The organism is Gracilibacillus alcaliphilus, from assembly GCF_016909015.1.
GTDB lineage: Bacteria > Bacillota > Bacilli > Bacillales > Amphibacillaceae > Gracilibacillus > Gracilibacillus alcaliphilus.
The window spans coordinates 136,304-155,067 of sequence record NZ_JAFBFA010000006.1; the positions used below are offsets into that span (position 1 = coordinate 136,304).

At 39.0% G+C, this 18,764-nt stretch carries 20 protein-coding genes; 18 read left to right on the forward strand and 2 right to left on the reverse strand.

Annotated features, from left to right (window positions below):
• Positions 1 to 129 precede the first annotated feature (129 nt).
• Positions 130 to 954 (forward strand): amidase domain-containing protein, encoded by an 825-nt coding sequence (locus JOD18_RS06905; protein ID WP_204668209.1) that lies wholly within the window; start codon positions 130 to 132, stop codon positions 952 to 954.
• 71 nt (positions 955 to 1,025) lie between these two features.
• Positions 1,026 to 1,499 carry a tRNA (uridine(34)/cytosine(34)/5-carboxymethylaminomethyluridine(34)-2'-O)-methyltransferase TrmL gene (trmL, locus tag JOD18_RS06910; protein ID WP_204668210.1) on the forward strand — a complete coding sequence of 158 codons (474 nt, stop codon included), beginning with the start codon at positions 1,026 to 1,028 and terminating at the stop codon, positions 1,497 to 1,499.
• Positions 1,500 to 1,646: 147 nt separating this feature from the next.
• On the opposite strand, the gene JOD18_RS06915 is transcribed toward trmL, so the two are convergent.
• The gene (locus JOD18_RS06915) at positions 1,647 to 2,369 is read right to left on the reverse strand and encodes a metallophosphoesterase family protein (protein WP_204668211.1); all 723 of its coding nucleotides are present in this window, start codon (positions 2,367 to 2,369) and stop codon (positions 1,647 to 1,649) included.
• 124 nt (positions 2,370 to 2,493) lie between these two features.
• On the opposite strand from JOD18_RS06915, the gene JOD18_RS06920 reads away from it, so the two are divergent.
• From JOD18_RS06920 to JOD18_RS06930, 3 genes are all read left to right on the forward strand, one after another.
• Positions 2,494 to 2,931: a DUF5392 family protein gene (locus JOD18_RS06920; protein ID WP_204668212.1), complete on the forward strand. Its 438-nt coding sequence runs from the start codon at positions 2,494 to 2,496 to the stop codon at positions 2,929 to 2,931.
• Between the two features lie 121 nt (positions 2,932 to 3,052).
• Positions 3,053 to 3,385: a hypothetical protein gene (locus JOD18_RS06925; RefSeq protein WP_204668213.1), complete on the forward strand. Its 333-nt coding sequence runs from the start codon at positions 3,053 to 3,055 to the stop codon at positions 3,383 to 3,385.
• Positions 3,386 to 3,539: 154 nt separating this feature from the next.
• Positions 3,540 to 4,205, forward strand: a complete 666-nt coding sequence (locus JOD18_RS06930; protein WP_204668214.1) for a LuxR C-terminal-related transcriptional regulator — start codon at positions 3,540 to 3,542, stop codon at positions 4,203 to 4,205.
• A gap of 60 nt (positions 4,206 to 4,265) precedes the next feature.
• Here the strand turns inward: JOD18_RS06930 and JOD18_RS06935 are convergent, their stop codons facing one another.
• Positions 4,266 to 5,039 carry a helix-turn-helix transcriptional regulator gene (locus JOD18_RS06935; RefSeq protein ID WP_204668215.1) on the reverse strand — a complete coding sequence of 258 codons (774 nt, stop codon included), beginning with the start codon at positions 5,037 to 5,039 and terminating at the stop codon, positions 4,266 to 4,268.
• Between the two features lie 488 nt (positions 5,040 to 5,527).
• Here JOD18_RS06935 and JOD18_RS06940 point away from each other — a divergent pair, with 488 nt between their 5' ends.
• The 13 genes from JOD18_RS06940 (at position 5,528) to JOD18_RS07000 (ending at position 18,749) form a co-directional block, all read left to right on the forward strand.
• The gene (locus JOD18_RS06940; protein ID WP_204668216.1) at positions 5,528 to 6,238 is read left to right on the forward strand and encodes a ThuA domain-containing protein; all 711 of its coding nucleotides are present in this window, start codon (positions 5,528 to 5,530) and stop codon (positions 6,236 to 6,238) included.
• A 34-nt stretch (positions 6,239 to 6,272) separates the two neighbouring features.
• A complete protein-coding gene (locus JOD18_RS06945) occupies positions 6,273 to 7,301 on the forward strand; it encodes a Gfo/Idh/MocA family protein (RefSeq protein ID WP_204668217.1) in 1,029 nt (342 codons plus the stop codon).
• Positions 7,302 to 7,318: 17 nt separating this feature from the next.
• Positions 7,319 to 8,287 (forward strand): sugar phosphate isomerase/epimerase family protein, encoded by a 969-nt coding sequence (locus tag JOD18_RS06950; protein ID WP_204668218.1) that lies wholly within the window; start codon positions 7,319 to 7,321, stop codon positions 8,285 to 8,287.
• Positions 8,288 to 8,306: 19 nt separating this feature from the next.
• The gene (locus JOD18_RS06955) at positions 8,307 to 9,347 is read left to right on the forward strand and encodes a Gfo/Idh/MocA family protein (protein ID WP_204668219.1); all 1,041 of its coding nucleotides are present in this window, start codon (positions 8,307 to 8,309) and stop codon (positions 9,345 to 9,347) included.
• Between the two features lie 121 nt (positions 9,348 to 9,468).
• Positions 9,469 to 10,227, forward strand: a complete 759-nt coding sequence (locus JOD18_RS06960) for a sugar phosphate isomerase/epimerase family protein (RefSeq protein WP_204668220.1) — start codon at positions 9,469 to 9,471, stop codon at positions 10,225 to 10,227.
• A gap of 106 nt (positions 10,228 to 10,333) precedes the next feature.
• A complete protein-coding gene (locus JOD18_RS06965; protein ID WP_204668221.1) occupies positions 10,334 to 10,825 on the forward strand; it encodes a PTS sugar transporter subunit IIA in 492 nt (163 codons plus the stop codon).
• 158 nt (positions 10,826 to 10,983) lie between these two features.
• Positions 10,984 to 11,985 (forward strand): zinc-dependent alcohol dehydrogenase family protein, encoded by a 1,002-nt coding sequence (locus JOD18_RS06970; RefSeq protein ID WP_204668222.1) that lies wholly within the window; start codon positions 10,984 to 10,986, stop codon positions 11,983 to 11,985.
• 23 nt (positions 11,986 to 12,008) lie between these two features.
• Complete coding sequence (locus JOD18_RS06975; protein ID WP_204668223.1) at positions 12,009 to 12,506, forward strand: hypothetical protein; 498 nt, start codon at positions 12,009 to 12,011, stop codon at positions 12,504 to 12,506.
• A gap of 466 nt (positions 12,507 to 12,972) precedes the next feature.
• Positions 12,973 to 14,268: an ABC transporter substrate-binding protein gene (locus tag JOD18_RS06980; RefSeq protein ID WP_204668224.1), complete on the forward strand. Its 1,296-nt coding sequence runs from the start codon at positions 12,973 to 12,975 to the stop codon at positions 14,266 to 14,268.
• Between the two features lie 55 nt (positions 14,269 to 14,323).
• Entirely contained in the window at positions 14,324 to 15,277 is a 954-nt protein-coding gene (locus JOD18_RS06985; protein ID WP_239587971.1) for a carbohydrate ABC transporter permease, read from the forward strand.
• A 16-nt stretch (positions 15,278 to 15,293) separates the two neighbouring features.
• Entirely contained in the window at positions 15,294 to 16,127 is an 834-nt protein-coding gene (locus JOD18_RS06990; RefSeq protein WP_204668225.1) for a carbohydrate ABC transporter permease, read from the forward strand.
• A gap of 425 nt (positions 16,128 to 16,552) precedes the next feature.
• Positions 16,553 to 17,632, forward strand: coding sequence for a Gfo/Idh/MocA family protein (locus tag JOD18_RS06995; protein ID WP_204668226.1), 1,080 nt, complete (start codon positions 16,553 to 16,555; stop codon positions 17,630 to 17,632).
• A 31-nt stretch (positions 17,633 to 17,663) separates the two neighbouring features.
• Positions 17,664 to 18,749 (forward strand): Gfo/Idh/MocA family protein, encoded by a 1,086-nt coding sequence (locus JOD18_RS07000; protein WP_204668227.1) that lies wholly within the window; start codon positions 17,664 to 17,666, stop codon positions 18,747 to 18,749.
• Positions 18,750 to 18,764 lie beyond the last annotated feature (15 nt).

The following is an 18,764-nucleotide window of genomic DNA, read 5'->3' on the forward strand; positions in this document are numbered from 1 at the left end:
AGTAATTCTCAGAAAATCTTAAAGAGAGTCATATCAGGGTTTACTAGATGAATAAAATAGAAGGAGTTATGTGCTCGCTAGGTTATGAGATGTGATAAGTCACAGTTCTAACGAGAGGAGGGCTACAAGATGACGGAATGGAATCTTGTGAAAACTTATTGGGAAGACAACATCGCCAAGTATCTGTCACCAACCTTTCTTCTTCATCAAAAACACCATAAACGTACGAAGCATCTAGTCGTTAAGGCAGAACAACAAGATCTGATTAGACAAGAAAAGCAAACGACAATTCCTTATCAGCTGCATATTAAACTATTAATAGAAGATCTTGATGATTATTATCATGAGGAATGGAGACAGCAGCGAATTGCTCGTTTTGAAGAAGGCTGGTTGCTGGATGATCATCCAGTAGCACGTACAATTAGTGATAATTTACCGCGTGTTCAAGCAAATCCGTTAGAAACCCGTTTTGTTTATGACCGTAGAGCTGCTGTGCGATATGCGGAAAGATGGTGGAATAGTGCCAATCCGGCATATCATTATTTTGAAGAGAACGATTGTACCAATTATGTGTCTCAATGTTTAAAGGCTGGCGGTATTCCTATGCATGGCATGCCTAATCGGTCAGAGGGATGGTGGTATGGCCAAGGAAGCTGGAGTTACAGCTGGGCAGTGGCTCATTCTTTTCGATGGTATCTGGCTGGGGCAGTGTCTAAATGGCAAGGAAGAGAAGTAAATCAAGCCAGTGAATTATCACCAGGTGATGTCATTTGTTATGACTTTGAAGGTAATGGCAGGTGGGATCATAATACAATCGTGGTTGCCAAGGACAGTCAGAATCAGCCATTGGTAAATGCCCATACCAATAACAGCAGAAATCGATTTTGGACTTATGAAGATTCAGCGGCATGGACACCGGCATGTGAGTATCTTTTTTTCCGGATTAGTGATTAGCTAAACGTGCAAAAGGGGGAGAGTATGATATAATAGCAAAGGTTAAATAGCGATAGTTGAGGTGAGAAAGATTGGCAATACATGTTGTACTATATCAACCAGAAATCCCAGCTAATACGGGCAATATCGCCAGAACCTGTCTTGCGACAAATGTGCATTTACATTTGATTCGGCCTTTGGGTTTTTCCACAGACGATAAGATGTTGCGTCGGGCGGGGCTAGATTATTGGCATGATGTTCAAATTCATTACTATGATTCCATCAATGAATTATATCAAACATATGACAATGGGGATTTTTATTATATTGAAAACTTTGGTACAAAATATTATTCTGATTTTGATTTTAGCAATACAGAAAAAGAATTATTCTTTGTATTTGGACGAGAGACAAATGGTATACCAAAAGAATTATTAATCGGTAAAGAAGACCGTTGTCTGCGCCTGCAAATGACTGATAAGGTACGGTCTCTGAATTTATCGAATACAGCTGCTATTGTTATATATGATGTATTAAAACAGCAGGGATTTCCTGGATTACATTAGATCAAGGTAGCGGTCTATTCTGTATTTATCCGCTTCATTAAATAAAACGGGAAAGGCTGTGATGGAGCGGACAAACTTTGGTTTGCTGCTCCATCTTTGTACTCAAAAACGCTTCATTGAAATCCCCTCATATTTTCCTGACTATACTTAGCCATTCTGTGCCGTTTGTATAATTTTCTGCATAAAGGTGGCATTGGGATAGTGAACGTCTTCATATTGTTTACAGACTGTTTCGATTGGATAAGATACCCTTATTTGTTGCACATTTAATTGATTATTTTCGATATCAAGGAGGACATATGAGGCCTTGGGGATGCCGTCAAATGGTAATCCGACACTGCCTAAATTAACAATTGTTTTGCCTGCAATTGTTCGCTGGTAAGATCTATGGATATGCCCGTATAGGTAAAGGTCGGCTTCTTCATTTAAAGTTAAACTTTCTAATAGATCATGGTCTGATCCGTCTGGAGTAATGACATCAAAGAGACTGTTCGGTGTTGCATGAAAGGCATGAATCTTTATGTTTTCTACAGATAAACTCAGTTCCGTAGGTAAGTTATCCAGATAGCTAATTTCTTCTTCTGATAATTGGTCTCTAGCCCATGCTTGTTCTGTTTGCATGGTAGCTAATGCTTGGTCAGGAACCTCTCCTGAACGCACACCCCTGACGATCCATTGATCTGCATTTCCTTTAATCACATCGGTTTGTAAGGAACGAATCCATTGAATACATTTTGCGGGTTCCGGACCACGATAGGCAAGGTCACCCAGTACGATAATTCGGTCGACCTTCTTCCTTTCGATATCTTGTAAAACCGCTTCTAAAGCAATAGCATTTCCATGAATATCTGATAGGAATGCAATTCTCATGATTATCACCTCTTAAATTATGATAAATGAAATAGTTGCTATAAAGCAAAGGTTTTGACGAAGCGGCTTATACGGGCATATAATAAAATAGTAACGTATTTTAGACTATTGGGGGATGTATAGTATGTTCTCTTACTTTGCGAAAGATCTTCCTATATTTGTAAAGACAGAGTTGGAACGTTTATTTGAGAAACTATCACCATTGATGAGGAAAAATGCAAAATATCGAATTTTTTCCTTGCCATTACTGTTTATATCTATCTTAAATTTGCTGTTTTGGTTGTTTATTGGTGGATTAGATAGAGGTTTATTGATTGTTTACGCATTAATTGCAGCGATCGGTCTTGCCTTATACAAGGAATCCAGTTATATTAAGAAACAAATCAGTGCCATTGAGAAAGAACATATAGTGAACCGTATTCAAACTAGTGATATTATCAATGACTATAAGAAAAAGGACTATCTTTCCATGCTGGAAACACAGCCGAGAATGAGATTGCACACATTTTTGCAATTCTTAACAGAAGAAAATGAGCGAAAAAGCAGAATGCAAGATTCATAGCAAAAAGTCTACACACATCTAAACTAAAATGATTTAGGTGTGTTTTTTATGCAATCATAGAAAGGCTGCGATCTCCAGCATGTTTTTGAGTAAAATGACAGAATAGGAGGAAGAATAGGTTATGAATGAATTATGTATGTGTGAGACAACAACAGTTTATCGATTAGAGGCCGATTATGAGGCAAGTCCCATCTGGTGTGCTGACTGCAGCTGTAATATAGAAATAGAGGCTATTCTTATGGATAAACAATTGAAACAGTTGTTAACAGAATGGGCCAGTGAGTATGGGGAATGGTTTGATTGGGTAAACGACCAGCTGAAAGCAGGCGCTGCAGAGCGAGAAGCAGCTCATAATAAGCAGGGCGAGCAGCTATTAAAACAGTTACAAGAGACGCATCCAATGTTTCAAACAGCTACTTTTTCGCCAGCGACACTAACAAAGGTATATATATAAACAGCATGCCTTAGTAGATAGAATCCACAATAAGTTATATTAAAAGGCTGTATATATTTTTTATACAATATTTTGTTGTTTAAATAGTTCAAAAGTATTATAATAAAAGGAGTGATTATTACATAAAAAGAATGGATTCGAGGATGTGAAAGAAATGAAACAGAAGGTTATCATTGGAGAAGCACAGAAATTATTTAAAGAGATGATTACTAGTATTGTAGGAGAAATTGATCAGTTTCAAGTAATTGGCACAATGGAAAACAGTCAAGAAATCATTGACTTTATAAAACAAAAACAAGTTCAGCCTTCGTTAGCGATTATAAATGTTGAGCTTTTACAAGGACAAGGGATTCAGTGCCTTACCTGCTTAAAGGAAGCATATCCAACTGTAAAATTAGTGCTGTTATCAGAAGAAACTGAAGATACTGCCATTGATTCTATCTTAGCAACTGAAGCAAATGGCTATATTCAGAAAAACCTAGGTTTAGAAGAGTTTAAGGAAGTTCTTCAATTTATTACAGCTGGCCATTTTGTAGCACCTGCATCATTTACTACCTATTTATCTGAGCGATTATGGCCATTTCTCCCAATGGAGCAGGTGCTTTCTTCTGAACGTTTAGAAAGTAGGTTACAGCTGGATAATCCTCTCAGTCAAAGAGACATAGGGATTATTCGATTGATTCAAAGAGGTTGGACTAACAAAGTGATTGCTGAGAAATTAGGTGTCAGTGAAGGTACTGTTAAGAAAAGCCTGTCTCAGATTTATAAAGAATTAGCTGTAAAAAACCGTGTACAGTTACTGAAATTATTAACAGAATAGCAAGACGTGCATCATTCAAGTTTACTGCCAAAGTAATCCAGAATGAATTTGTCCGTGTGGTCAAAAGTCAAAGATTTTTTGGCGGTATTCCCTCGGGGAAACAAGGTAGGTTTTCTTAAACACCCGATGAAAATAGGAATAGGAGCCGAATCCACAGTTTTGGGCAATGTTTTCTAAGGTCATCGTGGTGTATTTCATCTGATTAATAGCAGTAGATAACCGAATAGACTGAGCATATTCAATAATGGTTTGACCTACATACTCCTTAAATAAATGCACACACCGCGATTCGCTTAAATTGCAAAAAGCAGCAATAGATTCAATTTTAAAGCCTTGCTTTGTGGCGTTTTCTTCAATATAACGCATCATTCTGGTAACAATATACGGACGAAACGTGTCGGTTGACTTCTTATCAAGTGCTCGTTCTAATGAGACAAACAGTGCACTTAACAGGTGATAGGTCAACTCCCTGTTTCTTTCCATCTCTGGCCGGCGCTCTTCAATGATGAGATATTGCCATAGATTTAAAATTCCATCATCTAAGGCAATCTTCGAAAGGGTCGGGCTGTGTCGAAACCGTTCGCTAATTTCATTACCCTCACAATATAAATGAAAATCTCCGCTTTGCTGTCCGTCAGATACATGAAGTTCATAACCTTCCCCTGGCTTAACGATTAGCAGATCTCCTTTTTCAATTGGATGAGTTTCCTCGTTTATGTTAATCGCCGCCTGACCTTCCACCTGTAACCGAAAAAGGTAAGAAGAATAGCGGGATTGATGTAGTGTATGAAATAAATGGTTATGGTACGAGTATCCGCAAAAGTCAATTCTCATCAATAATCTCCCTTTCAGAGGATATTCAAAAAGTTCAACCAAAATAACGCATCTAATGTTGGAGTTGGCGGTAGATGTTGCAAAGTTAATCGATGATAGTCTTGTTTGTCGAACTTTTGAACACGCCCTTTCTTTTTATTAATCTCTATTCTTTTTTGCTTAAAACGATAAGAAGAAAGTAGAGGTTTGTAACAGCTTATCCTTGAAACAATTTAACAAGAAAGAAACAATATCTCATAAATGACACTATCCTTTCCACGCAATCTCTCAGCTAGGAGGAAAAAATTATCGTGGAAAGAAACCTTATTTTATAGCAAGATAGTTCATGTTATGATTATATCATTTATGTTCAATTTATAGAATATCTTATATCATGAGAAATAGATTATTTTGCTAATGAAAAGGATAACATTTTTCAGATTGACGTTTATCTGATAAAATGTTTGTTCAAGGAGTTACGCAAATAAGATAACTTAAGGAGGATAACAATGAAAGTATTAATATGGAATGAATACCGACACGAGAAACGAGACGAAGAAATCGCAAAAATCTACCCAGAAGGAATCCATGGTGCTATTAAGTCCTTCTTGGAAACAGATGAGGATATAGAAGTAGAAACAGCAACTTTAGACGAGCCTAATCATGGTATCACTGATGAAAGATTAGCAGAAACAGATGTAGTAGTATGGTGGGGGCATATGGCCCATGAGGAAGTAGCAGATGAAATCGTAGAGAAAGTTCACCAGCGAGTTATGGAAGGTATGGGGTTAATCGTTCTTCACTCTGGACATTTCTCTAAAATATTCAAAAAATTAATGGGTACTGGCTGTGATTTGAAATGGCGTGAAGCAGATGATAAAGAACGTCTTTGGGTCGTTAATCCAAGTCACCCAATCGCAGAGGGTATTGGAGAATATATCGAACTTGAAAATGAAGAAATGTACGGAGAGCATTTTGATATACCAGCACCGGATGAGTTAGTTTTTGTAAGCTGGTTTACTGGAGGAGAAGTGTTCCGTTCAGGTTGTACATACCGTCGCGGTCATGGGAAAGTTTTCTATTTCCGTCCAGGTCATGAAACTTATCCAACTTATCATCACAAAGATGTACAGCGCGTGATTAAAAACGCTGTCCGTTGGGCAAAACCAACAACAAGAGCATTCTCAAGTTATGGAAATGCAAAAGCATTAGAACAATAAAAATAATATATTAAATATAGGAGTGAAGATTGTTATGAGTCAATTAAAAGTAGCTGTAATCGGTGCCGGCAGTATAGCTGTTCACCGTCATTTACCGGAGTATGCCCAAAGAGAAGATGTAGAGATTGTTGCTGTTTGTGATATTCTAAAGGAGCGTGCAGAGCAGGTAGCTGAAGAGTATGGTGCCAAAGCATACACCGACTATAAAGAAGCAATCACCGAATCTGGTGCGGATTTAGTAAGTGTCTGTCTGCCAAACTATTTACATGCTCCAGTGTCGATTTTTGCTTTAGAACAAGGTAAGCATGTCCTTTGCGAGAAGCCAATGGCAACTTCACATGAGGAAGCAGAACAAATGATTGCCGCAAGTAAGCAAGCGGGCAAGAAACTGATGATCGGTCATAACCAGCGTTTTGTAGCCAGTCACCAAAAAGCTCGTGAAATCATTGCTAATGGGGAACTTGGCAGGATTTACAATTTCCGTACAACATTTGGTCATGGTGGTCCTGAGGGCTGGAGCGTGGATGGTGCAGACAGCTGGTTCTTCCGTAAGAAAGAAGCTTTTATCGGGGCATTAGGTGACTTAGGGGTACACAAAGCAGACTTGATCCGTTACATTTTAGGAGAAGAATTTACAGAAGTAGCGGCAATGGTAGAATCATCTGCTAAAAAGAATAGTGATGTAGACGATCAGGCAGTTAGTGTATTGCGCAGTGAAAGTGGAGTTATTGGAACATTAACTGCAAGCTGGGCATACAAAGGCGGAGAAGATAACTCTACCATTATTTATGGAGAGAAGGGGAACCTTCGTTTAGAAGATGATCCTGCTTACAGTTTAATTGCTAGTTTCACAGATGGTACTCGTGTAAATTATGAATTAGGTCAAATCCAAACAAATGACAGCGGCGGACAAACCTCTTCTGGTGTAGTTGATCACTTTGTGGAAAGTGTGTTAAATGATACAGAACCATTAATTAATGGAGAAGAAGGTCATAAATCACTTAGCATTATTTTAGCTGCATTAGAATCAAATGAAACGAAGAAAAATGTAACCATTTCATAAGAAGGAGGATTTTATTGATGAAGTTAGGTGTATTTACTGTTTTATTTTCAGACAAGAAGTTTGAGGACATGCTTGATCATGTAAAAGCAAGCGGCTTAGATGCTGTAGAGATTGGAACGGGTGGATATCCAGGAGGTGCACACTGTAACTTGGATGAGTTACTGGCAGATGAAGCGAAACGCAGTGCCTATCTGAAGGCTGTAGAAGACCGAGGGCTTACTATTAGCGCATTTAGCTGCCACGGTAATCCTTTGACTCCGGATCAAGCGTTCGCGAAGGAATCGGATGAGACACTTCGTAAGACGATTGAATTGGCTGGTTTAACAGGAGTACCTGTTGTTAACTGCTTCTCAGGGACACCAGGTGATCACGAAAATGCCAAAGCTCCTAACTGGCCGGTTGCACCTTGGCCAACAGAATATTCTGATGTACTGGAATGGCAGTGGGAAGAGAAATTAATCCCTTATTGGAAAGAGATCGGAGCATTAGCAGAGAAAAATAATGTGAAGATTGGGATTGAATTACATGCTGGGTTCTTAGTGCATACGCCATATACGATGTTAAAGTTGCGTGAAAAAACAAGTCCGGCAATTGGTGCTAACCTTGATCCAAGTCACTTATGGTGGCAAGGTATTGATCCAGTAGCGGCGATCAAAATACTAGGTGCGGAAAATGCTATTCATCATTTCCACGCCAAAGATACGTACATTGATCAAGATAATGTTAATATGTATGGTCTTACAGATATGCAGCCTTATGGCAATATTAAAACAAGGGCCTGGAATTTCCGCTCGGTTGGCTGTGGCCATGGTTTAGAAGAGTGGTCTAACATCATCAGTGCGCTAAGAATTGCTGGATATGATTATGTTGTAAGTATTGAACACGAAGATCCTATCATGTCTATCGATGAAGGCTTCGCACGTGCTGTGAACAGCCTGAAAGCAGTTAATATTTCAGAATCACCAACAGATATGTGGTGGGCGTAAGGAAAGGACGATTTTGCGGATGACGAAATTAAAGGTTGGATTGATTGGTGCAGGCGGCATTGCGACTTCTGTTCACATCCCGGCTTATGAGGCTGTTGCAGATAAAGTAGAGATTGCAGCTATTGCAGATGTGGCATATGACCGTGCCAAGGCGGTAGCAGAACAAAGCGGTATCCCGGCAGTTTTTGATAATCATGAAACAATGTTAGCAGAAACAGATCTCGATGCTATAAGTGTTTGTGTACCGAATAAATTTCATAAATCTGCAGTTATTGCAGCACTAGAGGCTGGCTGTCATGTTTTATGTGAAAAACCTCCAGCAATGAACCAAACAGAAGCAAAGGAAATGGAAGAGGCGGCAAAGGCAGCAGGGAAATTACTGATGTACGGTTTCCACTTCCGTTTCCAATCGGAAACACAAGCTGCCAAACGTTTTATTGACGCAGGTGAATTTGGTGAGATATATTCTGGAAGGGTACAAGCGATCAGACGTCGGGGCATTCCCGGTTGGGGTGTGTTTACGAATAAGGAATTGCAAGGTGGGGGACCACTTATTGATATAGGCGTCCATATGCTGGATACAGCTTTATATTTGATGGGTTACCCTGAACCAGCTGTTGTGTTGGGGAAAACACATCAACAAATCGGTACGAAAAAAGGCGTTGGCTTATTAGGTGAATGGAACTATCAGAATTTCACTATAGAAGATATGGCAGTAGGGATGATTACTTTTAAAAACGGTGCTTCTTTAGTATTAGAATCTGCATTTGCAGCCAATGTAGAGCAGCGGGAAACTATGCAAGTGTCGTTGATGGGAAATAAAGGCGGAGCAGATATTTTTCCTTTGAAGATGTATCAGGAGAAACATGACACATTAGTGGATATTACACCAGCCTATTTGCCTAAAGTACCAGCTCATCAAGCAGAGATACATGCCTTTGTAGCTGAATGTATGAGCGGGGATATCTCGGATCACTATGCCAAACAAGGAACCAGTATTCAAAAGATCATTGATGCCTTATATGAATCTGCAGACACTGGTAAAGCTGTTTACTTATAGAAACAGGACTTTTCCTCAGCGGAGGCAGACATCTCTGCTGAGGTTTTGTATTAATCATGCTTGTCTTTCCTTAGTGGAAGTCTAGCAGCAATATAAACATTCAAAAAGGAGCGGATATACAATGGGGAAAATTGCAATTCAATTATATTCAGTACGTGAACATACAGCAAACGACTTCCTTGGCACGTTGTCAAAACTAGGTGAGATGGGGTATGAAGCTGTTCAATTTGCAGGTTTCTTTGACACTCCAGCAGATGAATTAAAGAAGGTAATGGATGAGGCTGGTCTTGTCGCTGCGGGAAGTCATATGCCTTTTGAAAGTTTGGTTGGAGATCAATTGACAGCTTCATTAGAATATAACCGTACGATTGGTAATGATCTGATTATCTGCCCGATTTTGCCTGAGGAATATCGCGAGGATGAGGCAGCTTATTATCGCGGCGCAGAAGCGTTAAATGAGATTGGAGAAAAATGTAGACAAGCAGGTTTTACATTTGCGTATCATAACCATGATATGGAATTTATTGATCTAGGAAACGGAAAAAGAGGTTTTGATATTTTATTTGAAGAAACGGATCATGAGAACGTTAAGATGGAATTAGATTGCTATTGGGCAACCTATGCAAGCGTAGATCCATTACAAACAATCCATGCTTACGATGATATCGTTGTTTCCCTTCATATCAAGGATATGACCGTGGAAGACGGTAAAAAACGCAGCATTGAAATTGGTAAAGGCTCATTAGATATCAAATCACTTTGGGAAACTGGTGAAGCTGCTGGCGTGAAGTGGTTTGTTATTGAGCAAGAGCAATTTGACGGCGATCCGCTGGATAGTGCACGTGAAAATGTAGTGCAGTTAAAGGCACTCGTTAGATAAATAAACATGAATCCCTCTCTTTGGAAAGAGAGGGTTTTTGTTGGTTAGAGTTTTGTGAAAAAGGGTAAAATATATAGATAGTTAACAATTTATTGGAGGGTTTATGATGCTAGGTAAATTATTCAAGAAGAAAAAGTCAGACATGAACATAGTAGCACCAATGACTGGGAGAATAATGGCTTTGGCGGAGGTTCCTGACCAAGTCTTCTCTCAAAAAATGATGGGGGAAGGAATAGCGCTTGAACCTAATACAAATGAAGTATTATCACCTATTGATGGGAAAGTGGTGGATGTCTTCCGGACAAAGCATGCCATCAGTATGATTGCTGATAATGGTGCAGAAGTATTGATTCATATGGGGCTGGAAACCGTAGAATTAGATGGAAAAGGCTTTGAGATTCATGTAACCAACGGTCAAAAAATTGGTAAAGGTGATCATCTAGCTACCTTTGATATTGAGACCGTTGCAGCGGAGGGCTATAAGATCATTACCCCGCTAATTATCTTAAATAGTAATGACTATGAAGTAGCTCACCTAACCTCTGAACAACATGCCGAAGCCGGTCAAACCAACTTATTTCAGGTAGATAAAAAATAACTGCCGTACACCCTATCTTAAGGCTGTAGGAACCTGGCTAACACCTTGATAAGTTTACTTGAACAATACGTTTTTCTAATTTAAAAGTTGGATAGAGTTTGTGATATGATGATGATGTTATGAGAGAACATACTAAAAACAAAAAAGGGGGATATGAGATGAATAAGGTAGCCCTATTAGAGGGGTTAGAACAAATAAGTATACAAGAGCAGCCACGGCCAGATTTTCAAGAAAATGAAGTATTAATCCGGGTAAAGAATTGTGGTATTTGTGGAACCGATATACATATTTATCATGGACATCCCGGAAGTGCCGAGGTAACCCCGCCAAGGGTTTTAGGACATGAGCTTGCAGGAGAAGTAGTAGCGGTAGGCAGTGAGGTAACCGAACTCCTTGTAGGGGACCGGGTATCAGTTGATCCAAATATTTATTGTCAATCATGTGAATTCTGCAGAAAAGGCCAGCCAAATCTGTGTGATAACCTTCAGGCAATAGGAGTGACAAGAGATGGCGGTATGGCTGAGTATTGTGCCGTGCCTGCAGCTAATAGTTACAAAATACCAAATGCTATGACATATGAACAAGCAGCGATGGTAGAGCCGTTAGGATGTGTATTGCATGGGTTCAAAAAATTAACGATCCGGTCTATTGATGAAGTATTAATCATTGGCGGTGGATTTATTGGTCAACTATTCCTTCAGTTAGTAGGCCATACACATCCTAAGAAAATCACCGTGATTGAACCAATGGAACATAAACACACCATGTTAAAACAATTAGGAGCCTCAGATGTATGGACACCTGCCCAATTGGACAAGCAGTTAACAGCTGATATTGTTATTGAATGTGTTGGGCGTCAGGACAGTGCAGCTACAGCAGTAGCTCAGGCAAGAAAAGGCGGTCAAGTATTGCTGTTTGGTGTGGCTTCACCAGAAACGATGGTAGAAATATCCCCATTTGAGGTTTTTACAAAAGAACTGCGACTCTATGGTTCTTTTATTAATCCGCATACACATGAAGAAGCTATTGCCTTGATTGCCAATGGCCAAGTGAAGGTAGATGAATTAATAAGCCATCGCCTGTCTATTACAGAGCTTCCTGATGTAATGAAAAACTATCCAGCTCTTAATATCTCAAAGGCTGTTATATGTTTGCATTAATATAGGAAATAGAAGGGTGTTACATGTTATTTGCAATTGCATTGCTGATTATACTTAGTATAACTTTTTTTCTTGTGTTTAAATTAGTGCACAAAGGAAATAAAGAAGAGCCAGAAAAAGAGCGCATAAATATCTTTTTGGTCTTGTTTATCACTGCTTTGTTTACTCTGATTATAACGGGTGTGATCGCCGTCTTTCTGTTTGCGGTTCTTGGGTCAACTAGTGTCGTCAATTTGGTATTTTCTCTGGATATCAGTACAGGGAAGCTTTTTCTATTAGCTATTGTTTTCCTGATCTATCTTTTTACAGTAGATAGTCTGATAGAATTGGTGATCAAATATATTCTGGGCGAAAATATGTTGCTTCGATTGGTCATGTTTATGATGAGGTCAGCAGCATTTTATCTAATTGGCTCGATAGCTGGTCTGACAGATCATACAAGTTTTATATTAGCACTTGGCGTATCAGTTATTGTGTTGATATTTGAAATTTTATATGACTTAAAAGAGAAAAGTAAATAATAGAAATAAGAAAGAGCTGTCACAAAATGCCTCCTTTTTTGTGACAGCTTTTTAATACTAGACGATTCCGTTTGATTTATACCCAACCTTCACACACAGAAACAAACTCCTTGTTATCATTACCATCCTCTCTCATATTGCACTTTCTTAAAAAGATATAGTTGATATATATATTATCTAGATAATCAGTTTATAGAATTATTTTTTTACCGACAAAAAATATATCTATAAAGACATTGATTTAACAGCGTTTTTTGTTATGATATATCAAATGACTTATATAATATATAAATATATTATTGACATGACTTTATCTATATGTATAATTGTTGATAACGGTTACATGTGATATATGGAGTAAAAGGTATATCATATAGAGTCTTGTTAGTATCTGGTCAAATAACTAAGGGAAGGAGGGTGTAGTTTCTTAGATTGATCATAAAATTAAATATCAGGGGGAATTGGGATGAACAATACTAAATTAAATAAGTTAATACTGAGTATAGGTTTATTAATGGTATCGGTATTAGTTGCTTGTTCTTCAGATGAGGAAAGTGGAGGAAGTTCTTCAGGTGATGCCAACACAGTAGAGGTGTGGCATTCTATGACTGATACTTCTGGAGAAGCGATAGAACAAGTAATTGAAGAGTTTGAACAGCAGAATCCGGATATTAAGATTGAAGCTACGTATGTAGCCAATCAAGGAGAAGGGCAAAACGAAAAACTTTTAACTGCTATTGCTGGCGGAAATCCTCCAGATGTAGCTTATTTCGACCGTTTTGAAGTAGCGGCATGGGCAGCACAAGGTTCTTTGGAGCCTTTAACAGAATTAGCAGAACAAGATGGTATCACAGAAGACAATTATTATGGTTTTGCTTGGGAAGAAGCAAGCTTTGAGGATGATCTATACGCCATTCCTACTACAACAGATTCACGATTATTATTTTATAATAAAGATCATTTCGAAGAAGTTGGATTAGATCCAGAAAATCCTCCAACTACGCTTGATGAATTAGAAGCAGCAGCAGAAAAGCTCACCATTAAAGAAGGAAATCGCTTTGAGAGAATTGGCTTTATCCCATGGTACGGTCAAGGATGGTTCTATGGTTGGGGCTGGTCATTTGGCGGGGACTTCTATGATCCGGAGTCAGGAGAAGTTACCGCAGATCATCCTCAAAATGTAGAAGCGTTAGAGTGGATGACAGAGTTTGGACAGGAATATGGAGTAGAAGATATTGCAGGATTTACAGATTCGCAAGGGAGCGGAGCAATGGATCCGTTTGTCTCTGGTCAGCTTAGTATGAAGATTGATGGAAACTTTGGTGTAGCTTCTTTAGAAAAATTTGCCCCAGATCTCAATTACGGTGTAACTCCAATTCCTACTCCTACAGGTGATAATTTTACAACTTGGTCAGGTGGCTGGTCAGTTGTTATTCCGAAGGGAGCTAACAATCAAGACGGAGCCTGGGAATTTTTGAAGTTCTTTGGCAGTGAAGAAGGGCAAAGGATTTTTAGTGAAACTAGCAGAGATTTCTCTGTTATTGAATCGGTGAATGAATCTTTAGGTTATACAGAAGATCCGGTTTTTGCAGAATTTATCAATATACTTCCAGAATCTAATGCTCGCCCTGTTATGACAGAGGGTTCATTATATTGGAATGCATTGGCTGATGCGGTCGAGGCGTCTACTCGTGGAAATGGCACACCGCAAGAGAATTTAGAAAAGGTCACACAACAGGTGACAGAGGCATTAGGAGAATAATTGATAAAGGGGAAGGAGTACTTCTCCTTTCTCTCTATCTGAGGAGGAAAGAAAGATGAAGAATAAAATGAATCAAGCTAATCATTTTTCTGCAACGGCAGGAATTCAGTCTGAGATGAAAAGGAAATCCAAGATAGCTGGTTCATCACTCAATGGTTGGTTATTTGCTTTACCTTGGGTAATAGGGCTAATTTTATTTTATGCGTTTCCGTTGTTTTCTTCTATTTATTTTAGCTTCACTACATACAGCATATTGAGTCCGGGAGAATTCATAGGCTTGGCAAATTATAAACAACTGATGAATGATGGTCTATTTTGGCAGTCTATTTATAATACTATTTATTTTGCTGTCTTCTTTGTGCCTTTAAGTATTATTATTGGAGTTGCTTTAGCTATGATGCTCAATATGAAGGTGAAAGGAATGGCAGTGTACCGTACAATCTTCTTTTTGCCGACGCTTGTGCCGCATGTTGCATTGGCTGTATTGTGGATGTGGTTATTGAATCCTGGTTTTGGTCTTGTTAATGGCGTACTAGATGCGATTGGAATTACTGGCCCTAACTGGTTGGGAAGTGTGACCTGGTCAAAACCTTCGTTAATTTTGATGTCGCTCTGGGCTATTGGTCAGCCAGTTATTATCTATTTAGCTGGTCTGGGAGATATCCCGCAAGAATTGTATGAAGCAGCTGATGTAGACGGGGCAAGCTGGCTGCAGAAAACATTTAAAGTTACCTTGCCATTATTAACACCAGTTATCTTCTTTAATCTAGTTATGGGTGCGATTGGTGCGTTTCAACAATTCACCTTGCCTTATACGATGACGCAAGGACAGGGAACACCAGATAACTCCTTAACATTCTATGTCATGTACTTGTATGATAATGCTTTTAAGTATTTCAAAATGGGTTACGCCTCTGCAATGGCATGGATATTATTTATTGTTATTATGCTGTTGACGGCAGTCATTTTTCTATCATCCAGACGCTGGGTGCATTATCAAGGTAGATAAAAAGGAGGGCATAATCATGCAGCCAAAGGTAAAACATAATCTATTGAGGACTTTTGCTCATTTAGGACTATTAATTGCTTCGGCATTTTTCCTGGTGCCATTTTTATGGATGGTATCCACATCATTAAAACCCGTTACACAAATTTTTACGTATCCGCCTGAATTTATTCCAAATCCATTTCAATGGAGTAATTATATCGAGGCTACAGAATATATTCCGTTTTTTACTTATCTATCTAATACAACGATTATTACCGTGTTCAGTACGATTGGTGTCGTTTTATCGTGTCCGCTGGTAGCTTATAGTTTTGCCAAGCTGGAGTGGAAGGGTAGAAATACAATGTTTATCATTACGATTGCTGTTATGATGATTCCAATGCAAGTGACCATGATTCCACTCTTTCTTTTGTTTAATAAGATCGGCTGGGTAGGTACCCCTTTGCCTCTGATCGTTCCTGCGTTTTTTGGTGTACCATTTTCGATTTTCCTGATGAGGCAATTTTTTATGGGTCTGCCAAATACACTACGTGACGCTGCAAAGATTGACGGTGCAAGTGAATTTCGAATTTATTGGCAGATCATGCTTCCATTGGCAAAACCAGCTGTACTAGCTGTTGGTTTGTTCCAGTTTATGAATGTCTGGACAGATTTTATTGGGCCATTACTTTATCTTACCAATGAATCACAATATACATTATCGTTAGGTTTACAACAATTCCAAAGTCAGAAAGGTACAGAGTGGGGGCTGATGATGGCCGTCTCTACTATGATGACAGTGCCGATTATTGTGTTATTCTTTTTTATGCAGCGAACGTTTATTCAAGGAATTACGTTTAGTGGAATTAAATAACAATAGTATGTCGGTATACTATTCTCCGCATTTATTACGAGGCTGACTGTTCGTAAGCCCTCGCCATAAGCTTTATAAAAAAATGAAGAAGTGAGGCGGGGGAATGATTACTAATACATTGAGGAAAGATATGAGGTTTGGATTGATATATTAATATAGTGCAATGAAATAGTTGTTTATTTTAAGGATCCGAAACATAATTGTTATATTAATCTAATAAACTTTAATAATGCTAAAAAATGGCGCCATTACAGCTTTTTTTAGCTTGGCAATTAAGAGAAGAAAATAAATATTAATAATTTATATTAAATTATTAATATTTAGACTCGCTAGAATTCTAAAAACAATGTATTATAAATAACGAAGGACTTTTGAAAGCTATTTCAAGGGTGCCTGATACATAAAACCATTTAGGAGGACAAAATATGACAAGAACAGTACGTGTAGCAATTATTGGATGCGGGGGTATTGCGAATGGAAAGCATATGCCTAGCTTAAAAAAACTAAAACATGTGGAAATGGTGGCTTTCTGTGACATTGAATTAGACAAAGCGGAGAAAGCGGCTGCAGAATATGGAACAGAAGATGCAAAAGTTTATCAAGACTACCAAGAACTACTTAAAGATGCCAGTATTGAGGCGGTTCATGTTTGTACACCAAATGACGCACATGCCGCAATCACCATTGCAGCACTTGAATCAGATAAACATGTGATGTGTGAGAAGCCGATGGCGAAGACAACGGAAGAGGCACAGCAAATGGTAGAAGCGGCCAAACGTACAGGCAAGAAATTAACGATCGGTTATAACAACCGTTTCCGTCAAGACAGTCAATACTTACATCAGGTTTGTGAGCAGGGTGATCTTGGTGAGATTTATTTTGCGAAAGCACATGCAATCAGACGCCGTGCAGTACCGACATGGGGTGTATTCTTAGATGAAGAGAAACAAGGTGGAGGTCCGTTAATTGATATTGGGACACATGCTTTAGACTTAACGCTATGGATGATGGATAATTATAAGCCGAAAGTGGTAATGGGATCGTCTTATCATAAATTAGGTAAGAAAAAGGATGCCGCCAATGCTTGGGGACCATGGGATCCGGAGAAATTCACTGTAGAGGATTCAGCTTTTGGTTTTATTACGATGGAGAACGGTGCCACCATTATTCTTGAATCAAGCTGGGCTCTTAATAGCTTAGATGTAGATGAAGCAAAATGTTCTTTAAGCGGTACAGAAGGTGGAGCAGATATGAAAGGCGGTCTGCGTCTAAATGGAGAACGATTCGGCAAACTACATGAAACAAATGTTGAACTTGGTGCCGGCGGTGTTGCTTTTTATGATGGATCTGTGGAGACAGATGCCGATTTAGAAGCAAGATTGTGGATTGATAATATTATTCATGATACAGAACCAGTGGTGAAACCAGAACAGGCACTAGTTGTCACGCAAATTCTAGAAGCTATCTATGAATCTGCCAAAACTGGCAAAGCAGTTTACTTATAAAAAATATAAATAGAGTTAAAGGAGTATGTAGATGACTACTAAAGTAAAAATCGGAATTATCGGAAGTGGCGGAATTGCTGCCGCCCATGCAAGAGCTTATTTAAGTTTTCCTGATGTAGAGATTATTGGAGTAGCAGATATTATTCCCGGTAAGGCGCAAAGCTTCATAGATGATCTTGGGATTGAAGGAGCAACGGCTTGTAATAGTGTCGCAGAGCTTGTGAAACTGGATATCGAGGCGGTCAGCGTCTGTACGCCAAATGTTGCCCATCACTCAGCTTCTGTGGAAGCGTTACATGCAGGGAAACATGTGTTAGTGGAAAAACCGCTAGCTGTTACCTTAGAACAAGGTGTAGACATGGTAAAAGCAGCAAAGGCAAATGATCGTTTGTTGAGTGTTGGATTTCAGCCTAGATATGATCCAAATATGAAAGCAATTAAAGAATTAATCCATTCAGGTACCCTAGGTGATGTTTATTATATGCAGGCTGGCGGCGGGCGCCGGCGCGGGATGCCTGGAGGCACCTTTATTAATAAAGAACTTGCAGGTGCAGGAGCGATGGCAGATATTGGCTGTTACTCATTAGATTTAGTGTTAAATGCACTAGATTATCCAAAACCGTTAACCGTATCGGCATATACCTCTAATCATTTTGGAACGAACTCCAAATACCATCCAGAAGCTGATAAATTTGAAGTTGAGGATTTTGGGGTAGCAATGGTTCGCTTAGAAGGCGGCAAGGTATTGAACTTTAAGATTTCATGGGCGATGCACATGGATACACTTGGACCAACTTTGTTCTTAGGAACAGACGCTGGATTGAAGCTGACACCTGCAGGACAAGGGCCGTGGAGCGGTGTATGGGATGGCGGAATCGGATCTATTTCTTTGTTCCATGATGTCAATGATCATCATGTGGAAACATCTATTCCTGTCCAAGAACATAACGTGGATATTTTTGCTGAAAAGGTAAGGGATTTTGTAACGGCAGTGAAAGAAGGAAAGCCAGCACCAATCCCTGCTGAAGAAATCTTAATTAATCAAGCCATTATTGATGGCATTTTGAGATCATCAGAATTAGGTAAAGAAGTAGAGATCCATATACCGGAGATTTAACCATTTAGCTAAAGG